Origin of the sequence: Vibrio paracholerae (assembly GCF_037672085.1) — a bacterium.
In the GTDB taxonomy this organism is placed as follows: domain Bacteria; phylum Pseudomonadota; class Gammaproteobacteria; order Enterobacterales; family Vibrionaceae; genus Vibrio; species Vibrio cholerae.
The window spans coordinates 248,452-269,605 of the sequence record NZ_JBBHLM010000003.1; the positions used below are offsets into that span (position 1 = coordinate 248,452).

Annotated in this window: 16 protein-coding genes and 5 tRNA genes; 4 read left to right on the forward strand and 17 right to left on the reverse strand. The window is 47.4% G+C overall.

Annotation, left to right across the window (positions count from 1 at the left end):
* Positions 1-129: 129 nt before the first annotated feature.
* A complete protein-coding gene (gene nudC, locus R4537_RS18520; RefSeq protein WP_000415640.1) occupies positions 130-906 on the reverse strand; it encodes an NAD(+) diphosphatase in 777 nt (258 codons plus the stop codon).
* Positions 907-1,089: 183 nt separating this feature from the next.
* Between nudC and R4537_RS18525 the strand changes: the two genes are divergently transcribed.
* Positions 1,090-1,578: an Rsd/AlgQ family anti-sigma factor gene (locus R4537_RS18525; RefSeq protein ID WP_001911830.1), complete on the forward strand. Its 489-nt coding sequence runs from the start codon at positions 1,090-1,092 to the stop codon at positions 1,576-1,578.
* A 102-nt stretch (positions 1,579-1,680) separates the two neighbouring features.
* Here R4537_RS18525 and rpoC read toward each other — a convergent pair whose 3' ends face one another.
* The 13 genes from rpoC to R4537_RS18590 form a co-directional block, all read right to left on the reverse strand.
* Positions 1,681-5,886, reverse strand: coding sequence for a DNA-directed RNA polymerase subunit beta' (rpoC, locus tag R4537_RS18530; RefSeq protein WP_000653997.1), 4,206 nt, complete (start codon positions 5,884-5,886; stop codon positions 1,681-1,683).
* Positions 5,887-5,990: 104 nt separating this feature from the next.
* A complete protein-coding gene (rpoB, locus tag R4537_RS18535; protein ID WP_029628274.1) occupies positions 5,991-10,016 on the reverse strand; it encodes a DNA-directed RNA polymerase subunit beta in 4,026 nt (1,341 codons plus the stop codon).
* Between the two features lie 240 nt (positions 10,017-10,256).
* Entirely contained in the window at positions 10,257-10,622 is a 366-nt protein-coding gene (gene rplL / locus R4537_RS18540) for a 50S ribosomal protein L7/L12 (RefSeq protein WP_000028970.1), read from the reverse strand.
* A 66-nt stretch (positions 10,623-10,688) separates the two neighbouring features.
* The gene (rplJ, locus tag R4537_RS18545) at positions 10,689-11,177 is read right to left on the reverse strand and encodes a 50S ribosomal protein L10 (protein WP_001207198.1); all 489 of its coding nucleotides are present in this window, start codon (positions 11,175-11,177) and stop codon (positions 10,689-10,691) included.
* 270 nt (positions 11,178-11,447) lie between these two features.
* Positions 11,448-12,149 (reverse strand): 50S ribosomal protein L1, encoded by a 702-nt coding sequence (gene rplA / locus R4537_RS18550; protein WP_001096672.1) that lies wholly within the window; start codon positions 12,147-12,149, stop codon positions 11,448-11,450.
* Between the two features lie 4 nt (positions 12,150-12,153).
* On the reverse strand, positions 12,154-12,582 hold the full coding sequence (gene rplK, locus R4537_RS18555) for a 50S ribosomal protein L11 (protein WP_001085799.1): 429 nt from the start codon (positions 12,580-12,582) through the stop codon (positions 12,154-12,156).
* Between the two features lie 130 nt (positions 12,583-12,712).
* Complete coding sequence (gene nusG / locus R4537_RS18560) at positions 12,713-13,261, reverse strand: transcription termination/antitermination protein NusG (protein WP_001287509.1); 549 nt, start codon at positions 13,259-13,261, stop codon at positions 12,713-12,715.
* A gap of 15 nt (positions 13,262-13,276) precedes the next feature.
* A complete protein-coding gene (gene secE / locus R4537_RS18565) occupies positions 13,277-13,657 on the reverse strand; it encodes a preprotein translocase subunit SecE (protein ID WP_000646628.1) in 381 nt (126 codons plus the stop codon).
* A 226-nt stretch (positions 13,658-13,883) separates the two neighbouring features.
* Entirely contained in the window at positions 13,884-15,068 is a 1,185-nt protein-coding gene (gene tuf / locus R4537_RS18570; protein WP_000031640.1) for an elongation factor Tu, read from the reverse strand.
* Positions 15,069-15,180: 112 nt separating this feature from the next.
* Positions 15,181-15,256 (reverse strand) — tRNA-Thr (locus R4537_RS18575).
* Between the two features lie 13 nt (positions 15,257-15,269).
* Positions 15,270-15,344 (reverse strand) — tRNA-Gly (locus tag R4537_RS18580).
* A 35-nt stretch (positions 15,345-15,379) separates the two neighbouring features.
* A tRNA-Tyr gene (locus R4537_RS18585) sits at positions 15,380-15,464 on the reverse strand.
* 35 nt (positions 15,465-15,499) lie between these two features.
* Positions 15,500-15,575 (reverse strand) — tRNA-Thr (locus tag R4537_RS18590).
* Positions 15,576-15,783: 208 nt separating this feature from the next.
* Between R4537_RS18590 and coaA the strand changes: the two genes are divergently transcribed.
* Positions 15,784-16,707 (forward strand): type I pantothenate kinase, encoded by a 924-nt coding sequence (gene coaA / locus R4537_RS18595; protein WP_071178885.1) that lies wholly within the window; start codon positions 15,784-15,786, stop codon positions 16,705-16,707.
* A 72-nt stretch (positions 16,708-16,779) separates the two neighbouring features.
* On the opposite strand, the gene birA is transcribed toward coaA, so the two are convergent.
* Both birA and murB read right to left on the reverse strand, forming a co-directional pair.
* Positions 16,780-17,742, reverse strand: a complete 963-nt coding sequence (gene birA / locus R4537_RS18600) for a bifunctional biotin--[acetyl-CoA-carboxylase] ligase/biotin operon repressor BirA (RefSeq protein ID WP_071178884.1) — start codon at positions 17,740-17,742, stop codon at positions 16,780-16,782.
* Entirely contained in the window at positions 17,739-18,812 is a 1,074-nt protein-coding gene (murB, locus tag R4537_RS18605; RefSeq protein WP_071178883.1) for a UDP-N-acetylmuramate dehydrogenase, read from the reverse strand. The genes birA and murB overlap by 4 nt, the downstream gene beginning before the upstream one ends.
* A 36-nt stretch (positions 18,813-18,848) precedes the next feature.
* Here murB and R4537_RS18610 point away from each other — a divergent pair, with 36 nt between their 5' ends.
* Both R4537_RS18610 and pssA read left to right on the forward strand, forming a co-directional pair.
* A complete protein-coding gene (locus R4537_RS18610) occupies positions 18,849-19,271 on the forward strand; it encodes a GNAT family N-acetyltransferase (protein WP_071178882.1) in 423 nt (140 codons plus the stop codon).
* A 94-nt stretch (positions 19,272-19,365) separates the two neighbouring features.
* Complete coding sequence (gene pssA, locus R4537_RS18615; protein ID WP_071178881.1) at positions 19,366-20,706, forward strand: CDP-diacylglycerol--serine O-phosphatidyltransferase; 1,341 nt, start codon at positions 19,366-19,368, stop codon at positions 20,704-20,706.
* 323 nt (positions 20,707-21,029) lie between these two features.
* On the opposite strand, the gene R4537_RS18620 is transcribed toward pssA, so the two are convergent.
* A tRNA-Asp gene (locus R4537_RS18620) sits at positions 21,030-21,106 on the reverse strand.
* Positions 21,107-21,154 lie beyond the last annotated feature (48 nt).

Sequence of the window (21,154 nt, forward strand, 5' to 3'; positions counted from 1 at the left end):
TCCAACCCTTAACGGTGTTAAAAATTTGTTCGCTAGCGAAAACTATAATCATAAACTGAGTCCTCGACTCAGCATCTCATAACGACATCTTACTTACCCCCTCCTTAACCGGAGGGTTTTTTTTGCCTTTTAAGCCTGATCTTGGGCAATATCGGCCAACGTCTGCTCAATCAAAGCGCGGGCAATCGTCCCTCGCGGTGCAACAGGAGGAAGGTTTTCGATACCAAACCAATTGGCATCACTCAATTCACTGTAATCGGGTTTAAGCTCACCAGTGTCATAATCGGCTAAAAACGCCATCATCATACTCGACGGAAATGCCCAAGGTTGGCTGCCAAAGTAGCGAATATTGGTCACGACGATACCTGTCTCTTCCAACACTTCACGCGCAACACACTGTTCAAGCGTCTCCCCTACCTCAACAAAGCCGGCAATCACGGTGTACATACCATTGCGATGGCGAGGGTGCTGCGCCAGCAAAATTTGCTGCTGTTTACGTACGGCAACAATAATGCAGGGGAAAATACGCGGATAGTGCAACGTTCGGCAATCGTGGCACTGCATTGCCAGTTGCTGATGATTGAGATAGTTACGTCCCCCACATTGCGGACAAAATCGTATGGTTTGGCTCATATGGCCATATTGCACCGCTTTACTTGCAGCAAGAAACAGCGCCTCATCCACACCCAATAACTCACGTAATGAACTGAGCGGACGATCCTGCTCAATATCTGCAGCATTCAGCCAGTAGACAGGGGAGTTTTGGTAACGATCCACCAAGATCGCCTTCTCTTGTGGCAGATCCCACTGCTCTGCGCTGCCATAAGGAATTTGGCCATCCACCAGCCAAAGATCGCTGCCTGAAACAACACACCAATAAGCGTTCTTGCCGTCACTCTTTTCCACTCTGCTTCTCCTGATTGCTTGCAGTCGGATCATTTTACTGGCAATCTAAATTCACACCACAATTTGTCAGCACAAGAATTATTGACTATAACTTTTTGTGAGGGCAGTAGTGATATCTTATTGATATTACTAAAAAGGCAAAGGAACGATCGTCAGTGACGATCCGATCATGAGGACATGGTCATGCTAAGAAAATTCAAAAACGTCCAAGAACAATGGGGTGGTTCGAGCGATATCATTGACCATTGGCTGGATAAACGACAGCATGTGATCGTTGAATATTGTAAGCTGGCGGCACTGCAACCTTGTACAACCAAAGCTGCGGTTTCTGAACTCCCATCTCCACAGGCTCTGCTGTATTTTTGCCAAGAATTAGTGGATTACATCTCTGAAGGCCATTTCAAAATCTATGACATGGTCATGGATAAGTGGCACGCCACCGGTTTTAAAGCGACCGATGAGATCAATCAAGTCTACGGCAAAATCGTTGCTACCACCGAACCGCTGCTCAATTTTAATGATCAGTACGCAACGGTGACTGAATACGATGAGCTGCTCGATCTAGATCGTGACTTATCAAAAGTTGGCGAAGTGCTTGAGCTACGCTTTTCTCTTGAAGATCAATTGATCCAGTTAATTGCGGATAGCCTTGCTGTACCTCCGGGTGCTTAGCAGAACACTCGTTTTCAATCGGTGATTTCCGCTCGAAGATGAATGTAAAAATAGACCAATAAAAAAGGCACCTTAAGGTGCCTTTTTTCATAGCTTGATGACTTACTCGTCGTCAGAAGAGAAACCTGCATTCAATAGTGCAGCGAGGTTGTCAGTGGCTTGTTCAGCCGATGGACCTTGCTGTTGTTGCGCACGTTTGGCTTGACGATCTTGGTGGTACGCAAAACCTGTACCAGCTGGGATCAGACGGCCAACGATCACGTTCTCTTTCAGACCGCGCAGATCGTCACGCTTACCAGATACCGCTGCTTCCGTTAGAACGCGAGTGGTTTCTTGGAACGATGCTGCTGAGATGAAAGACTCAGTCGCCAGAGATGCTTTGGTAATACCTAGCAGCTCACGCTCGAAACGAGCAGGCTCTTTACCTTCATCAACCAGTTTACGGTTCGCGATCTTAACTTGTGAGTACTCAACTGTCTCGCCAGGCAAGAACTCTGAGTCACCCGCGAAGGTGATCGTACACTTACGCAGCATTTGACGAACGATAGTCTCGATGTGCTTATCGTTAATCTTAACGCCTTGTAGACGGTAAACTTCCTGAACCTCGTTCGCGATGTAAGTGGTCACTGCATGGATACCACGCAGACGCAGGATGTCATGTGGCGACTCTGGGCCGTCTGCAATCACATCACCACGCTCAATGCGCTCACCTTCAAACACGTTCAATTGACGATGTTTCGGGATCATCTCTTCGTAAGTGTCACCACTGTCACGAGTGATGATCAAACGACGCTTACCTTTGGTCTCTTTACCGAACGATACGGTACCTGAGTGCTCAGCCAGAATCGCAGGCTCTTTTGGCTTACGCGCTTCAAACAGGTCAGCAACGCGTGGTAGACCACCGGTGATGTCCTTGTTACCGCCAGACTTCTGAGGAATACGAGCCAGTGTATCACCCACATTCACTTCAGCGCCGTCGTCCAAGTTCACAATCGCTTTACCTGGCAGGAAGTATTGAGCTGGCATATCAGTACCTGGGATCAGGACATCTTTACCATTTGCGTCAACCAGCTTAATGGCTGGACGCATGTCTTTACCTGCTGCAGGACGCGCTGCGGCTTCAGTCACTTCACTTGAAGACAGACCGGTCAGATCGTCCGTTTGACGAGAAACGGTTACGCCATCGATCATATCCACAAACTGTACGCGACCAGCCACTTCAGTGATGATTGGCATAGTATGCGCTTCCCAGTTTGCAACAGTTTCACCCGCTGCAACTGCATCGCTATCGGCTTTACTTAGCGTAGAACCGTATGGCAGTTTGTGTTTCTCTTTGGTACGACCAAATTCGTCAATGATAGTCAGCTCAGAAGCACGAGAAGTGATAACGAGCTTGCCATCTTTGTTGATTACGAACTTCGCATTGTGCAGTTTCACAGAACCGTTGTTTTTCGCTTGGATGCTGTTTTCTGCTGCTGCTGTTGATGCCGCACCACCGATGTGGAACGTACGCATCGTCAACTGTGTACCAGGTTCACCGATTGACTGTGCCGCGATAACACCAACCGCTTCACCTTGGTTCACCAAGTGACCACGTGCAAGGTCACGACCGTAACACTGCGCACAACAACCGAAGTCAGAGTCACAAGTTACCACCGAGCGTACTTGGATTTGGTCAACAGAGTTATCGTTGATCACCTTACACCACTTTTCATCCAGCAGTGTATTACGTGGGATCAGTACTTCATCTGTACCTGGTTTGAGGATATCTTCCGCAACCACACGGCCCAGAGCTAGCTCAGTCAACGCAACTTTAACGTCACCACCTTCGATGTGCGGTGTCATCACAACGCCTTCTAAGGTGCCACAGTCGTGTTCTGTAACTACAACGTCTTGCGCAACGTCTACCAAGCGACGAGTCAGGTAACCCGAGTTCGCTGTTTTCAGTGCCGTATCCGCCAGACCCTTACGAGCACCGTGCGTTGAGATAAAGTACTGAAGAACGTTTAGACCTTCTTTAAAGTTTGCCGTGATTGGCGTTTCGATGATCGAGCCATCTGGACGCGCCATCAGACCACGCATACCCGCCAACTGACGGATCTGAGCAGCAGAACCACGAGCACCTGAGTCGGCCATCATATAGATGCTGTTGAACGACTCTTGTTTTTCTTGTTCGCCTTGACGGTTAATCACCTGCTCAGAAGAGAGGTTTTCCATCATCGCTTTCGCTACGCGATCGTTGGTTGATGCCCAAATATCGATCACTTTGTTGTAGCGTTCGCCAGCGGTCACCAGACCAGACTGGAACTGCTCTTGAATTTCGCGTACTTCTTCTTCCGCTTCAGCAATTTCAGTGTATTTAGCCGCAGGTACAACCATATCGTCGATACCAACCGATACACCAGACAGTGCCGCGTATGCGAAGCCGGTGTACATGATTTGGTCAGCGAAAACAACAGTGTCTTTCAGACCCAGCTTACGGTATGCCTCGTTGAGCAGGTTAGAAATTTGCTTCTTACCTAGCTTCTGGTTCACCAAGCTGTATGGCAGACCTTTCGGTACGATTTGCCACAACATGGCACGGCCAACGGTCGTGTCGATCATCTTAGTTTCAGTGGTCAACTTACCGTTTTCATGCTTGATGGTTTCGGTAATACGTACTTTAACGCGAGCATGCAGCTCAGCCGTCTTAGTACGATACGCCTTCTCAGCCTCAGCAGGGCCAGTCAGGTACATACCTTCGCCTTTCGCATTGATCTTTTCACGGGTCATGTAGTACAGACCCAGTACCACGTCCTGAGACGGTACGATGATTGGATCACCTGATGCTGGCGACAGAATGTTGTTGGTTGACATCATCAGGGTACGAGCTTCCAACTGCGCTTCAAGCGTCAGAGGAACGTGTACCGCCATTTGGTCACCGTCGAAGTCCGCGTTATACGCCGCACACACCAGTGGGTGCAGTTGGATCGCTTTACCTTCGATCAGAACCGGTTCAAACGCTTGGATACCCAAACGGTGAAGTGTTGGTGCACGGTTCAGCAGCACTGGGTGTTCGCGGATCACTTCATCCAAGATATCCCATACGACCGCTTCTTCGCGCTCAACCATTTTCTTAGCCGCTTTGATCGTCGTTGCTAGGCCACGAGTTTCCAGCTTGCTGTAAATGAATGGTTTGAACAGCTCAAGAGCCATTTTCTTTGGCAGACCACACTGGTGCAGACGCAGGTATGGACCTACGGTGATAACCGAACGGCCTGAGTAGTCAACACGTTTACCCAGCAGGTTCTGACGGAAACGACCTTGCTTACCTTTGATCATGTCAGCCAGAGACTTCAGCGGACGCTTGTTCGAGCCAGTGATCGCACGACCACGACGGCCGTTATCCAGCAGCGCATCTACAGACTCTTGCAGCATACGTTTTTCGTTACGTACGATGATGTCTGGTGCCGCCAGTTCAAGCAGACGCTTCAAACGGTTGTTACGGTTGATGACGCGACGGTACAGATCGTTCAGATCTGACGTTGCGAAACGGCCGCCATCCAGTGGAACTAGTGGACGTAGATCAGGCGGCAGAACTGGCAATACAGTCAGGATCATCCATTCAGGTTTGTTACCTGATGCAACGAACGCTTCAACCAGCTTCAGACGCTTAGTCAGTTTCTTACGTTTGGTTTCAGAGTTAGTGGTATCCAGCTCTTCGCGCATCTGCTCTGCTTCTGCAGGCAGATCCATCGATGCAAGCAGATCTTTGATCGCTTCAGCACCCATTTTCGCGGTGAACTCATCGCCCCACTCTTCCAAACGGTCGAGGTACTCTTCCTCAGTCAGCATTTGACCACGTTCAAGGTCAGTCATGCCTGGCTCAGTCACTACGTACATTTCAAAGTACAGTACGCGTTCGATGTCACGCAGAGGCATGTCCATCAGTAGACCGATACGAGATGGCAGAGACTTCAGGAACCAGATGTGCGCAACTGGAGAAGCCAGCTCGATGTGGCCCATACGGTCACGACGAACTTTAGTTTGGGTGACTTCAACGCCACACTTCTCACAAATCACACCACGGTGTTTCAGACGCTTATATTTGCCACAAAGACATTCGTAGTCTTTTACCGGGCCAAAAATACGCGCACAGAACAGACCATCACGCTCAGGTTTGAACGTACGATAGTTGATGGTTTCAGGTTTTTTCACTTCACCAAAAGACCATGAACGGATCATGTCTGGTGAAGCCAGACCGATTTTGATCGCATCAAATTCTTCGGTCTTATGCTGTGCTTTTAGAAAGTTTAATAAGTCTTTCACATTCAGCTCCTGTAAGGAGTTAAAAGGAACTCGCTGCGATTGGCAACGAGCACCTTCCTACCGAAACCGGTAGGCTTCCCCTTGCGGGGAAACCTTAGGGTTTATTATTCGTCTTCTAGCTCGATGTTGATACCCAGCGAGCGAATCTCTTTCAACAGTACGTTGAACGATTCTGGCATACCAGGTTCCATCGCGTGATTGCCATCTACGATGTTCTTATACATCTTAGTACGGCCGTTCACGTCGTCCGATTTAACGGTCAACATCTCTTGCAGGGTATACGCAGCACCGTATGCTTCCAGTGCCCACACTTCCATCTCACCGAAGCGCTGACCACCGAACTGAGCTTTACCACCCAGAGGTTGCTGAGTAACCAGACTGTAAGAGCCTGTAGAACGAGCGTGCATCTTGTCGTCAACCAAGTGGTTCAGTTTCAGCATGTACATGTAACCCACGGTAACAGGACGCTCAAACGCGTCACCCGTACGGCCATCGAACAGAGTCAACTGACCTGAAGCTGGCAGATCCGCCAGTTCCAACATAGCTTTGATAGACGATTCAGGAGCACCATCGAATACTGGTGTCGCCACTGGTAAACCTGCACGCAGGTTATGCGCCAGTGTACGTACATCGTCATCAGTCAATTCTGAGATATCAACACGTTGACGAGTATCGCCCAGATCATAAACCTTCTGCAGGAACTCACGCAGCTTCGCCAGCTCTTGTTGTTCCTTGATCATTTGGTTGATCTTGTCACCGATACCTTTCGCCGCCAGACCCAAGTGAACCTCTAGGATCTGACCGATGTTCATACGTGATGGTACGCCCAGTGGGTTCAGTACGATGTCAACCGGCTGACCGTTTTCATCGTATGGCATGTCTTCAACAGGGTTGATCTTAGAGATAACACCCTTGTTACCGTGACGACCCGCCATCTTATCACCCGGCTGGATGCGACGTTTCACTGCTAGGTAAACCTTAACAATCTTCAGTACGCCAGGAGCCAGATCATCACCTTGAGTGATCTTACGACGCTTCGCTTCAAACTTCTTATCGAAGTCTGCTTTCAATTCGTCGTACTGTTCTGCCAGTTGCTCTAGCTGGTTTTGCAGATCTTCATTTTCTAGCGTCTGCTCTAACCATTTCTTACGTTCGATTGAACCCAGTTTCGCTTCGGTGTAACCACCTGCCAGCAGTACAGAACGAACACGCGCCAGAAGACCGCCTTCCAGAATTTGGAACTCTTCAGTCAGGTCTTTCTTCGCTTCTTTCAGCTGCATTTGTTCGATTTCAAGCGCACGCTTGTCTTTTTCTACGCCATCGCGAGTAAAGACTTGTACGTCGATAACCGTACCTGCTACTGAGTTCGGTACACGCAGAGAGGTATCTTTAACGTCTGATGCTTTCTCACCGAAGATCGCACGCAGCAGTTTCTCTTCTGGAGTCAGCTGAGTTTCACCTTTTGGTGTCACTTTACCGACCAGAATATCGCCGCCTTTCACTTCTGCACCGATGTAAACGATGCCAGATTCGTCAAGCTTGGACAGAGCCGCTTCACCCACGTTAGGGATGTCAGCCGTGATCTCTTCTGCGCCCAGCTTAGTATCACGCGCCACACAAGAAAGCTCTTGAATGTGAATAGTGGTAAAGCGGTCATCTTGAACTACGCGCTCAGACACTAAGATCGAGTCTTCGAAGTTGTAACCGTTCCAAGGCATGAATGCGATACGCATGTTTTGGCCAAGAGCCAGTTCGCCAAGGTCAGTTGAAGGACCGTCAGCCAACACGTCACCACGAGCTACAGGTTCACCCGGCATCACACATGGACGCTGGTTGATACAAGTGTTCTGGTTCGAACGGGTGTACTTAGTCAGGTTATAGATGTCGATACCCGCTTCGCCTGGGATCAACTCTTCTTCGTTAACTTTCACTACGATACGAGAAGCATCAACCGACTGAACCATACCGCCACGTTTAGCAACCGCTGTTACACCAGAGTCAACCGCTACGTTGCGTTCGATCCCTGTACCAACCAGTGGTTTCTCTGAACGCAGAGTTGGAACCGCCTGACGTTGCATGTTCGCACCCATCAAAGCACGGTTCGCATCGTCGTGTTCTAAGAACGGGATCAGCGATGCCGCGATCGATACGACTTGGTTTGTCGCAACATCCATGTAGTCAACGTGTTCACGTGGGTGAAGACCTGACTCGCCTTTTTGACGTGCAGTAACCAGCTCATCGGCAAAACCACTTTCTTCTGTCAGTTTCGCGTTAGCCTGAGCGATAACGAATTGACCTTCTTCAATCGCAGAGAGGTAATCCACTTCATCAGTCACAACACCGTTCACTACGCGACGGTACGGAGTTTCTAGGAAACCGTACTCGTTGCAGCGTGCAAACGCAGACAGCGAGTTGATCAAACCGATGTTTGGACCTTCAGGTGTCTCGATAGGACATAAACGACCGTAGTGGGTTACGTGTACGTCACGTACTTCAAAACCAGCGCGCTCACGAGTCAAACCGCCAGGGCCCAATGCAGAAATACGACGCTTATGCGTCACTTCTGACAACGGGTTGTTCTGGTCCATAAACTGAGACAGCTGAGAAGAACCAAAGAATTCTTTTACAGCAGCAGAAATCGGTTTCGCGTTGATCAGGTCTTGTGGCATCACGTTGTCCAGATCGCCCAAGCTTAGGCGTTCTTTCACTGCGCGTTCAACACGTACCAGACCAACACGGAATTGGTTCTCTGCCATTTCGCCGACACTACGGATACGACGGTTGCCAAGGTGGTCGATATCGTCCACTTCGCCTTTACCGTTACGAATCGAGATCAGCTTTTTCATCACTTCGATGATGTCAACTTCATCCAGCGTGCCTTGCTCTTCCGCATCTTCACGACCGATTGAGCTGTTGAACTTCATGCGGCCAACAGTCGACAGATCGTAACGCTCTGCAGAGAAGAATAAGCTTTCAAACAGCGATTCCGCCGCTTCTTTCGTTGGTGGCTCGCCAGGGCGCATCATGCGGTAGATTTCTACCAGTGCAGAAATGCGATCTGTCGTGCTATCAACACGCAGGGTTTCTGACATGAACGGACCGTGGTCCAGATCATTGGTAAACAGGACTTCTAGCTTTTTATAACCCGCTTGAGACAGGTTCGCTAGCGCTTCCAGGCTGATTTCCTGGTTCGCGGTAATGATCAGTTCGCCAGTCGCTTCGTTCACGTAATCTTTCGCAGATACTTTACCTACGATGTACTCAACCGGAACTTCAATGAAGTTCACGCCATCTTTTTCAAGTTGACGGATGTGACGAGCAGTCACACGACGGCCTTTCTCTACATAAACCTTGCCATCCGCTTCGATATCGAAAGTCGCAGTTTCACCACGCAGACGCTCTGGAACCAACTCCATCATTAGAGTTTGATCTTTCACTTCGAAATTCACTTTTTCGAAGAAGATGTCCAAGATCTGGGCGCTAGTTTTTCCTAGAGCACGCAGGATGATCGATGCAGGTAGCTTACGACGACGGTCAATACGTACGTACAGGTTGTCTTTTGGATCGAATTCAAAATCGAGCCATGAACCACGGTACGGAATGATACGTGCGTTATACAGAACTTTACCTGAAGAGTGGGTCTTACCCTTATCGCTGTCGAAGAACACGCCTGGGCTTCGGTGCAGCTGGGATACGATAACCCGCTCAGTACCATTGATTACGAAGGTACCATTTTCTGTCATGAGCGGAATTTCGCCCATGTAGACTTCTTGTTCTTTAATATCTTTGACAGTACCCGCTGGCGCGTCTTTATCAAAGATCACTAGGCGCAGTTTCACGCGTAGCGGTTTTGAATAAGTTACACCACGGATTTGACATTCTTTAACGTCAAAAACTGGCTCACCAAGACGGTAGCTAACGTATTGCAGCTCTGAATTGCCGTTATAGCTCTGAATTGGAAATACAGAACGAAAAGCGGCTTCAAGACCGTATTGTCCTTCAGGATCCTGTTCGATGAACTTTTCGAACGAATCGAGCTGGATCGATAGCAGGTATGGAATGTCCAACACTTGTGGACGAGTACCAAAGTCCTTACGGATGCGCTTTTTCTCGGTATAAGAGTAAACCATGGGGTTCCTCAGCTCGCTGATAAGTGACCCAAACTGTCCGCCTTTCAGGTTAAAAAGGGTGAGGACAGTGACTAATCGCTGTTTACTGTAGTGTGAATTCATTGCGTTGAAATGAACTCATTTGCATGAATATGGAACGCTTAAACAGCGGGAAAATTCGCCCATACCCTACAGCGCAAAAAGGCCGGTGGTTATTAAACCACCAGCCATTAGCCTTTCGGCTAAGAAATTAAGTAGGAATTACTTAACTTCAACAGTTGCACCAGCTTCTTCAAGCTCTTTCTTCAGTGCTTCTGCTTCTTCTTTAGATACAGCTTCTTTAACAGATGCTGGAGCGCCGTCTACAAGAGCTTTAGCTTCTTTCAGACCTAGACCCGTTGCGCCACGTACTGCTTTGATAACAGCAACTTTGTTTGCGCCAGCAGCAGACAGAATTACGTTGAATTCAGTTTGCTCTTCAACAGCAGCAGCAGCAGCTGGACCAGCAACAACTGCAGCAGCAGCAGAAACACCGAACTTCTCTTCCATAGCAGAGATCAGTTCAACAACTTGCATTACAGACATTTCTGCAATAGCGTCTAGGATTTGCTCGTTAGTAATAGACATAACAATTCTCTTTTAAGTCAACAATAAGTTTATTTAGCAACCAGTAAAAGGCAAAAGCGATTTTGCTTATGCAGCTTCTTTTTGATCGCGGACAGCAGCGATTGTACGAACCAGCTTGCCAGCAGAAGCTTCTTTCATGCACATCATCAGGCGTGCAATCGCTTCGTCGTAAGTTGGTAGTGTCGCTAGTACTTCAGGGTCAGTCAGTACGCCTTCAAATGCAGCTGCTTTGATCTCGAATGCTTTGTTCTCTTTAGCGAAGTCTTTGAAAAGACGTGCTGCAGCACCTGGGTGCTCGTTAGAGAAGCCGATCAAAGTAGGGCCTACGAATACGTCTTTCAGACATTCGTAAGCTGTGCCTTCTACTGCGCGACGTGCCAGTGTGTTACGAACAACTTTCAGGTAAACACCCGCTTCACGAGCTTGTTTACGCAGATTAGTCATCGCAGCAACTTGAACACCACGAGAGTCAGCAACAACTGCAGAAAGTGCACCACTGGCCGCTTCGTTGACTTCAGCAACAATTGCTTTTTTGTCTTGAAGATTTAAAGCCATCTTGGATTAACTCCTGGTTGTCGTTACACCGCTCACTATTATCAGCAACAGTGAGAGCTTTTTTGGTGCAGTCCCAGAAGAAAGGCAACTTAAAAAGTAGATCTTTCTGTCAGTTCGGGCACCATCTACGTAGGTTTTATTAAGTTATCCGAAAATAACGCCTACGGTCTTGGACGGAGACTGGCCTTTCACCACAAGGGTAAATATTCAGCCCCAACCACAAATATTAGGCGCAGAATTATACATAAATTCTACGCCTAAGCAAATGCATTAAACTTGTGCGCTCAGAGTAGCCTGATCGACAGCAACGCCAGCACCCATAGTAGTAGAGATGCTTACCTTCTTCACGAAAACACCTTTCGCAGAAGATGGTTTTGCTTTTTTCAGAGCAACCAATAGAGATTCTAAGTTCTCTTTCAGTTGGTCTGCTTCGAACGTTACCTTACCAATAGTAGTATGGATGATACCGTTCTTGTCGTTACGGTAACGAACCTGACCAGCTTTCGCGTTCTTAACTGCTTCAGCAACGTTAGGAGTTACAGTACCTACTTTCGGGTTTGGCATCAGACCGCGAGGGCCTAGGATAGTACCTAGTTGACCAACAACGCGCATTGCATCTGGAGATGCGATAACTACGTCGAAGTTCATTTCGCCTTTTTTCACTTGGTCAGCCAGATCTTCCATACCAACCAGATCCGCACCAGCAGCTTTAGCCGCTTCAGCGTTAGCACCTTGAGTGAAAACCGCTACGCGGACTTCACGGCCAGTACCATGTGGTAATACAGTAGCACCACGAACGTTTTGGTCAGATTTACGAGCGTCGATACCCAGGTTAACGGCAACGTCAACTGATTCAACGAATTTCGCAGTTGCCAGCTCTTTCAGCAGCGCAACAGCTTCGTTGATGTCGTACTCTTTAGTTACATCCACTTTTGCGCGGATAGTACGCATGCGTTTAGTTAGTTTTGCCATTGTCTTAACCCTCAACCACTAGGCCCATTGAGCGAGCAGTACCTGCGATAGAACGCTTCATCGCTTCGATATCAGCACCAGTCATATCAGTTGCTTTAGTTGCAGCGATTTCTTGGATTTGAGCGTCAGTGATTGTGCCCACTTTAGCAGTGTTAGGACGAGCAGAACCAGACTTGATGCCAGCTGCTTTCTTCAGAAGAACAGATGCTGGTGGAGTCTTAGTTTCGAACGTAAAAGAACGGTCACTGTACACAGTAATAACAACTGGTGTTGGTAGACCTTTCTCTAGAGATTCTGTACGTGCGTTGAACGCTTTACAGAATTCCATGATGTTAACACCGCGTTGACCTAGAGCAGGACCAACTGGTGGACTTGGGTTTGCCATGCCAGCTGCAACTTGCAGCTTTACATAAGCTTCAACTTTCTTAGCCATGATATTTCCTAAATTATGGGTACAAGCGCTAATCGATTGATCAGCTCCCCGGTTTTCATAAAGAACCCGTAAAAAGGCGCGAAATTATAGTCATAATCCACGCCTCAGACAAGCCTAAAGAGACGCTTTTTTAATCAAGCTTTTCAACTTGACCAAATTCAAGTTCAACAGGTGTTGCGCGACCAAAGATAGAAACCGACACTTTCACGCGGTTCTTTTCATAGTCAACTTCTTCAACTGTACCGTTAAAGTCCGCAAATGGACCATCGTTAACACGTACGACTTCACCTGCTTCGAACATAGTTTTTGGTCGCGGTGCTTCGCTGGCTTTTTCAAGACGGTTTAGAATCGCATCGGCTTCCTTATCTGTGATAGGAGCTGGACGATCTGATGTACCACCGATGAACCCCATCACGCGAGGTACGCTACGTACCAAGTGCCAAGATTCATCATTCATGATCATCTGCACTAGCACATAACCTGGGAAGAATTTACGTTCACTTTTGCGGCGTTGACCAGCGCGCATTTCTACCACTTCTTCTGTTGGTACCAACACTTCACCAAACAGCTCTTCCATACCGTGCATTTTGATATGTTCACGAAGTGACTGAGCAACACGTCCTTCAAATCCCGAGAAGGCTTGAACTACATACCAGCGTTTTTTGGGAGCTTCACTCATGTATTAAACCCTCTACTATACTCCGGTCACAAAGGCCACTAGACGGACCATAATGCCGTCAATACCCCAAAGCGCCAGAGCCATTACAATACTTACTGCCAAAACGATCAGCGTGGTTTGCATAGTTTCTTGGCGGGTTGGCCAAACTACTTTACGAACCTCCATACGAGATTCGCGAGCAAAAACGATCGCTTCTTTGCCTTTTGTTGTTGTCGCTGCAACACCAAATGCTGCAGCAATCAAAACAATTACACCTGCGGCGCGAGCCACCACAGACAGTTCACCATACAGGTAATTACCCACAACAGCGGCAATCAGCAAAACAAAAGTGGCTACCCACTTTAGAGTGTCTGCTGCATTTGAGCTATCAGGAGCTTCAGCGTTGTTTGCTTTCATAAACCAACCTGTCACAAATCTGACTTCTAGACGACAACGGCCCCGCTGTTGCAGGGCAAATCCATTCGGTCAACGCAATGCGCTGATTCCATACTACTAAAGAGCGAGAAAATACTCTCTCAACCCCCAACTTTGACTGCGTTTGATCAAGAAATCGACACATTATTGCACAGCGCAGAAAAAGGGCATCAAATGATGCCCTTTTTAGTAGTGCTTAGTCAAATAATTAAGCGATGATCTTAGCTACAACACCAGCACCTACAGTACGGCCACCTTCACGGATAGCGAAGCGTAGACCTTCGTCCATCGCGATTGGTGCAATCAGGTCTACAACCATCTTGATGTTGTCGCCTGGCATTACCATTTCTACGCCTTCTGGAAGCTCGATGCTGCCTGTTACGTCAGTTGTACGGAAGTAGAACTGTGGACGGTAACCTTTGAAGAATGGAGTATGACGGCCACCTTCGTCTTTTGACAGTACGTATACTTCTGATTCGAACTTAGTGTGTGGTGTGATTGAACCTGGCTTCGCCAGTACTTGACCACGCTCTACTTCTTCACGCTTAGTACCACGTAGCAGTGCACCAACGTTCTCACCTGCACGACCTTCGTCAAGCAGCTTACGGAACATCTCTACACCTGTACACGTAGTTTTTACTGTGTCTTTGATACCTACGATCGCTACTTCGTCACCCACTTTCAGGATGCCGCGCTCGATACGGCCTGTTACTACTGTACCACGACCTTGGATTGAGAATACGTCTTCGATTGGCATCAGGAATGCCATGTCTACTGCACGCTCTGGCTCTGGAATGTATGAATCCAGTGCTTCTGCTAGCTCAACAATCTTCGCTTCCCACTGTGCTTCGCCGTTTAGCGCGCCTAGTGCTGAACCTTGGATTACTGGCAGGTCATCACCTGGGAAATCGTACTCAGACAGCAGCTCACGAACTTCCATTTCAACCAGCTCTAGAAGCTCTTCATCGTCAACCATGTCACACTTGTTCATGAATACGATGATGTAAGGAATACCTACCTGGCGACCCAGCAGGATGTGCTCACGAGTTTGTGGCATTGGACCGTCAGTTGCCGCTACAACTAGGATACCGCCGTCCATCTGTGCTGCACCAGTGATCATGTTCTTAACATAATCCGCGTGTCCTGGACAGTCTACGTGTGCGTAGTGACGGTTTGGAGTATCGTACTCTACGTGAGAAGTATTGATTGTAATACCACGCTCACGCTCTTCTGGTGCGTTGTCGATTGACGCGAAGTCACGAGCTTTACCGCCGTATACTTTTGCAAGTACAGTACAGATAGCTGCAGTTAGAGTTGTTTTACCGTGGTCAACGTGGCCGATAGTACCAACGTTTACGTGCGGTTTCGTACGTTCAAATTTCTCTTTAGACATGAGTTGTCCCTCTAGGTACGGATTTAGGTGGCTTTTGAGATGACCACGCAACCAAAAAATATCGGTAGTAAAGTATATATCAAAAGGAATATTTTGCTTAGAGGCTTAGAGCTGGTGCTGATAGGCAGAATCGAACTGCCGACCTCATCCTTACCAAGGATGCGCTCTACCATCTGAGCTATATCAGCACTCTAAAATGAGTGGAGCGGGCAGCGGGAATCGAACCCGCATCATCAGCTTGGAAGGCTGAGGTAATAGCCATTATACGATGCCCGCAACACGTAACTCTGAGAGCTATTTCCTTAAGAATATGGTGGAGGGGGACGGATTCGAACCATCGAAGGCGGAGCCGGCAGATTTACAGTCTGCTCCCTTTGGCCACTCGGGAACCCCTCCAAATTTTTGACCATTTTCACTGCTAGTGGAGAAAATGGTGCCGACTACCGGAATCGAACTGGTGACCTACTGATTACAAGTCAGTTGCTCTACCTACTGAGCTAAGTCGGCATAAGTGGTGCGCATTTTAGTGAATGAACTTAGGGGTTGCAACCCTTATCTTGAAAAAAAACTCAATTTTCAAAGGATTTTGCTTGTTCGTTGTTTTTTCAGTCAAATTAGAGCGCAATCGCTAATTCTCGCATCTTTCTATTTTGTTTTATCTTGTGCTTATTGTATTTTCGCTTTCCTTATTCTCAACCGCATGATTGAACCGATTATGAGCCCTTATTTAACCTTTGATCGCCAACACTGGGCCCAATTGCGCAATTCAGTACCTATGACGCTCTCTGAAAACGATCTAAAAGAGTTACAGGGCATTAATGACCATCTCTCGATGACTGAAGCGGTTGAAATCTATCTCCCACTCGCTCGTCTACTGAATTTGTATGTGGCTGCGCGTCAAAGTCGTAATGGTGTGCTGCATCAGTTTTTGGGTAACACCGAATCAGCGCCCCCTTTTGTGATTGGGATTGCGGGCAGCGTTGCCGTCGGTAAAAGTACAACGGCTCGCTTACTGAAAGCTCTCTTATCACGTTGGGAGAATCATCCGAAGGTCGAGCTGATCACTACAGACGGCTTTTTATACCCCAATAAGGTACTGACTGAGCGTGGCATTATGCATAAGAAGGGATTTCCTGAATCTTATGATATTCGCCGTTTGGTGGAATTTGTTTCTGAGGTTAAAGCTGGCCAGCCCAATGTGGCCGCCCCCGTTTATTCACATCTCACTTATGATATTACCGATGAAATGAAAGTGGTCGACCGCCCGGATGTGCTGATCATTGAAGGCTTAAATGTACTGCAAAGTGGTATGGACTACCCTCATGACCCACATCGAGTGTTTATCTCTGATTTCCTCGATTTTTCGATTTATGTCGATGCCGATAGTCAACTGATAGAAAAATGGTATGTCGAGCGTTTTATGAAATTTCGCCAAGGTGCATTTAAAAAGCCCGGCTCCTATTTCAGCCACTACACTGCACTCACTGAAGCCCAAGCTGAACAGAAAGCACGTTCCATTTGGGAAACCATCAACGGTAAAAATCTGGTTGAGAACATCTTACCGACCAAAGGTCGTGCACATTTGATTTTACGCAAAGGGCTTAACCATACGGTAGAAGAAGTTCTGCTTCGTAAATAGCGCTCAAGAAAAAGAGGCTTGCGCCTCTTTATTTGGCTTTTATTCTGCTCTAGTTTTGGCTTTTATTCTGCTCTAGTCGTTTTTACGCAGGGATATCTCACCACCAATAAAACTTTTCAACCCCTCTTCGGTTTCTAATAATACGCCACCGTGTTCATCAATCCCACGCTCAATACCGAGCACCTCATTCGCCCCCATCAGCAGTTTAACTGGGCGACCGATGAAGTTATCCCAACGATTCCAACGCTCAACAAAGTTTTGCATACCTGAAATTTCATACTGGCGTAAGGTGCGATCTAGCGCAGCAATCAGATTAATCGCTAAAGCATTACGATCAATCCGGCTTTGGCCAGTCACTTCTGCAAGACTTATCCAAGGCTGATCGATATTGCCCTCGTTATCGCGCATAGCAAGGTTGATCCCCATGCCGATCACTAAATGTGCTGCCGCACCAGCTTGACCAGACATTTCGACTAAAATGCCCGCCAACTTTTTATCTTGATAATAGAGATCGTTTGGCCATTTGAGTTTAACACCATCCACTCCCATGGCTTCCAGCGCTTCAACAATGGCCACACCAACGACTAAACTCAACCCCATTGCGGCTGCCATACCGGCATCTAAACGCCAATAGATCGAGAGATAAAGATTAGCGCCAAATGGAGAAACCCAATGCCGACCACGCCGGCCCCGACCACTGGCTTGATATTCTGCTAAACAGACCGTTCCCGATACCAGCGTCTCGACATGATCGAGCAGATATTGATTGGTCGAGCCAATAATCGGATGCAGCTCGACAGGATTATTCACTTGCGATTGGATTACCGATTGATCGAGCAACGTCATCGCTTGAGCAAGTTGATACCCTTTACCCTGTACACGAAACACATCCACACCCCAGTCACGGATGCCCTGAATATGCTTACTGATGGCTGCTCGCGAGATCCCAAGCTGAGCACCCAACACTTCACCGGAGTGAAAATCGCCATCGGCTAACTGTTTGAGTATGGCTAGTTTAGCGCTGTGTTCTTTCATGCTTGTTCACTCGTCCATTGCTTTAAATTGGTTTCTTCACTTTCGCCAATAAATCGCACTTCATGTTCAAGTTCAATGCCATAGCAGTTGAACACGCGCTGCTGAATATCAGCCGCCAGCATGAGTACATCTTTCGCACTCGCGTTACCCGTATTAACGATCACCAGAGCTTGTTTAGGGTGAACTTTCGCTCCTCCGATTTGGTGACCTTTCAAACCCGCTTGATCAATCAACCATCCGGCCGCCACCTTGACCCCTTGTTCAGCCGGATATGCCACCACATCAGGATGCTCAATTTGCAGTCGAGCAAAGGCTTGCTCACTGATCACAGGGTTTTTAAAGAAACTGCCCGCATTCCCCATCACAGCAGGATCCGGCAGTTTTTCCATTCGCGTAGCACAAACTCTCTGATACACATCGTGAATAGCACAGTCCGAGGACAAATCTTTCAGTGGGCCGTACTGGATAATCGGCTGCCAAGCTTTAGCGAATTTTAACCCTACCGCAGTCACAACTGCTTTTTGGTAAAGCTGATGTTTGAAAATCGAGTCACGGTACCCAAATTGACACTCTTCCATCGTCAAACGCTTCACTGTGCCAGTCTCTAGGCATAAGTAATCGACGTAATCACAGACATCTTTAAACTCAACGCCATACGCACCAATATTTTGGATTGGTGCAGAGCCAGCACAGCCAGGGATCAAAGCAAGATTCTCTAAACCGCCGATCCCCTGACCCACACACCAACTTACGAGTGAAGGCCAATCTTCACCACCGGCCACATGCAGCCGATGGTAATCATCATCTTGTTGATGCTCTATACCATTGAGGCGGTTAACCACTACCATACCTGTATAGTGGCAAGTAAAAAGCATATTACTGCCTTTGCCTATAATAAGCTTAGGTAGGTTAGCCCATTCAGCAGAGCAATAGAGCGCCTTAAGATCGTCAATCGATTCCGCCACGACCAATTGAGCAGCTGACTGTTCAATGCCAAAGGTGTGGTAGGGTTTGAGGTTCGCACCGAGTTGAATTTGCATGGTCGTCTTTGGATAACTTAAACTGGCCATATTCTACCTCAGATGGCCGACAAGCACGAAAGACCAATGTTAGAGTTTCAGCAATTTGAACCCATTAAGCTTCCGCTTATCAAACGCTTTTATAAAAACCACTATCCGGGTAGCAAACCCAAAAGTGATGAACAGGTGATTGTTGCTCTCAAGGATCGTGAGATTGTGGGAGTGGTACGTTTTCGTATGATTGGTCAATATCGCCTACTGACTGGTATGGCCGTTGAAGTCCAGAGCCGTCAACAAGGGATTGGCAAGCAACTGCTCCACTACTGTCAAAAGCAATGGCTAAGTCCAACAACCTTTTGTTTTGCTTATAGCCATCTCGAACATTTCTATCAGCAAGGCCATTTTTTTCAAATAGCGCCTAATGCTTTACCCGCAGAACTCAACCAACTCTTTGAGCGGTACTCAAGATCTGGTAAGGATCTCATTCCGATGCAATATCAAGCGAAGTAATGTCAAGAATGGTCGCCATTTCTAGCCTTTTCTTAACCAGTTTTGGTAATATCCACTGCTCGCAATTTTGCACACAACAAGGTAATGCATCTCAATGATTGCTCGGAGAAACCCAATCGAACAACTACCAGCGATTGCGCAAGATCCTGACAAATTTGGCGTACTGCTCTCGGCTGCAGAATTTCGAACTCATTTGGTTGAATCGATTCGTCAGGCACGCAAACGTATCTACCTCGTTGCACTCTATTTAGAAAATGACGATGCTGGCCGTGAAATTCTTACTGAACTCTATACCGCCAAGCAGCGTAACCCAGGACTCGAGATTCATGTTTGTGTTGACTGGCATCGTGCACAGCGAGGATTGATCGGAGCGGCAGAATCCGAAGGCAATGCAGCCATGTATCGTGACTTTGCTCAGCAACATGAACACTGTATTCCTGTTTATGGTATACCCGTTAGAGGGCGTGAAGTCTTTGGCGTTCTACATCTAAAAGGCTTTATTATTGATGATCAAGTCATCTATAGCGGTGCAAGCCTCAATAATGTCTATCTACAATTTCATGGCCGTTACCGTTTCGATCGCTACCACACCTTAGAGAATGCAGAGCTTGCCGACAGCATGGTGCATTTTATCCAACAAGAAATGCTGGCTCATCAAGCTGTGAATAATCTCGCTTGCGGTAGCAAGCCCACCACGAAAGAGATTAAGTCTGATATCCGCCAATTCCGAGCATCACTTGCTCAAGCCAGTTATCAATTCACCAAACAGAAAGTGGATGAAGATCAAGTCGCTGTTACCCCCTTAGTTGGCCTCGGTCGGCGTAGAAATCGACTGAACCAAAGTATTATCCAGCTATTGGCATCAGCTAAAGATGAAGTGTTTATTTGTACGCCATACTTTAACTTTCCACCAAGTATTGCTAAAGAGGTAAAAAAATCTCTGCGACGTGGAGTGAAAGTACATATCGTGATTGGTGATAAAACCGCAAATGATTTCTACATTGCACCAGAAGAACCATTCAAGGCTATTGGTGGTTTACCTTATTTGTATGAACTTAATCTACGCCGCTTTGCAAAAGCCAATGAAGCACATATTGCAAGCCGCAAACTCTCAATTCATCTCTGGAAGCACGAGAATCACAGCTTTCATCTCAAGGGAATTTGGGTTGATAAACGCTATATGCTCATCACAGGTAATAACCTCAATCCACGCGCTTGGAAGCTCGATCTCGAAAACGCGATTTTAATTCGTGACGACTACCATCACCTCACCGCCAAATTTGAAGCTGAAATTGACAATATTCTGCAGCATACTCAGCTAATCTGCACTTATAAGCAAATTGAAAAACCCGAGCATTACCCAGAAAAGGTACAACGCTTAATACGCCGTATAATGCGTCTAAAAGCCGATCGAATTCTCAAACAAATCTTATGATCTACACTCTCACTATCAGCCGATGCATCCGCATCGGCTTTTTTATTGCTCTATGTAGCCATCCGAAACAACTATCTACTGGCTGAGGCTTTATTGAGTAATTCCGATGGATATTCTCGACGATAAAGAGGATAAAGCGCACTCGTTGGATAAACGCAAAAAGAGAAAGATAAAGAGAGCGACGAGAAGCGTCGGAGAGTCTTGAATGGTTAAACTTCGTAGAAGATGAACACAGGAACAGACGATAAGCGGTAATTAAATCTGGTTTTCAATAACTTCCAGAAAGCAAAAAACCCAGTCCTAAGACTGGGTTTCGTAATAAGTGGCGGAGCGGACGGGACTCGAACCCGCGACCCCCGGCGTGACAGGCCGGTATTCTAACCGACTGAACTACCGCTCCGCTGTCTGGTTAGACATTTCGTCTACTTTTTTTGCCTTTAGATTTTTC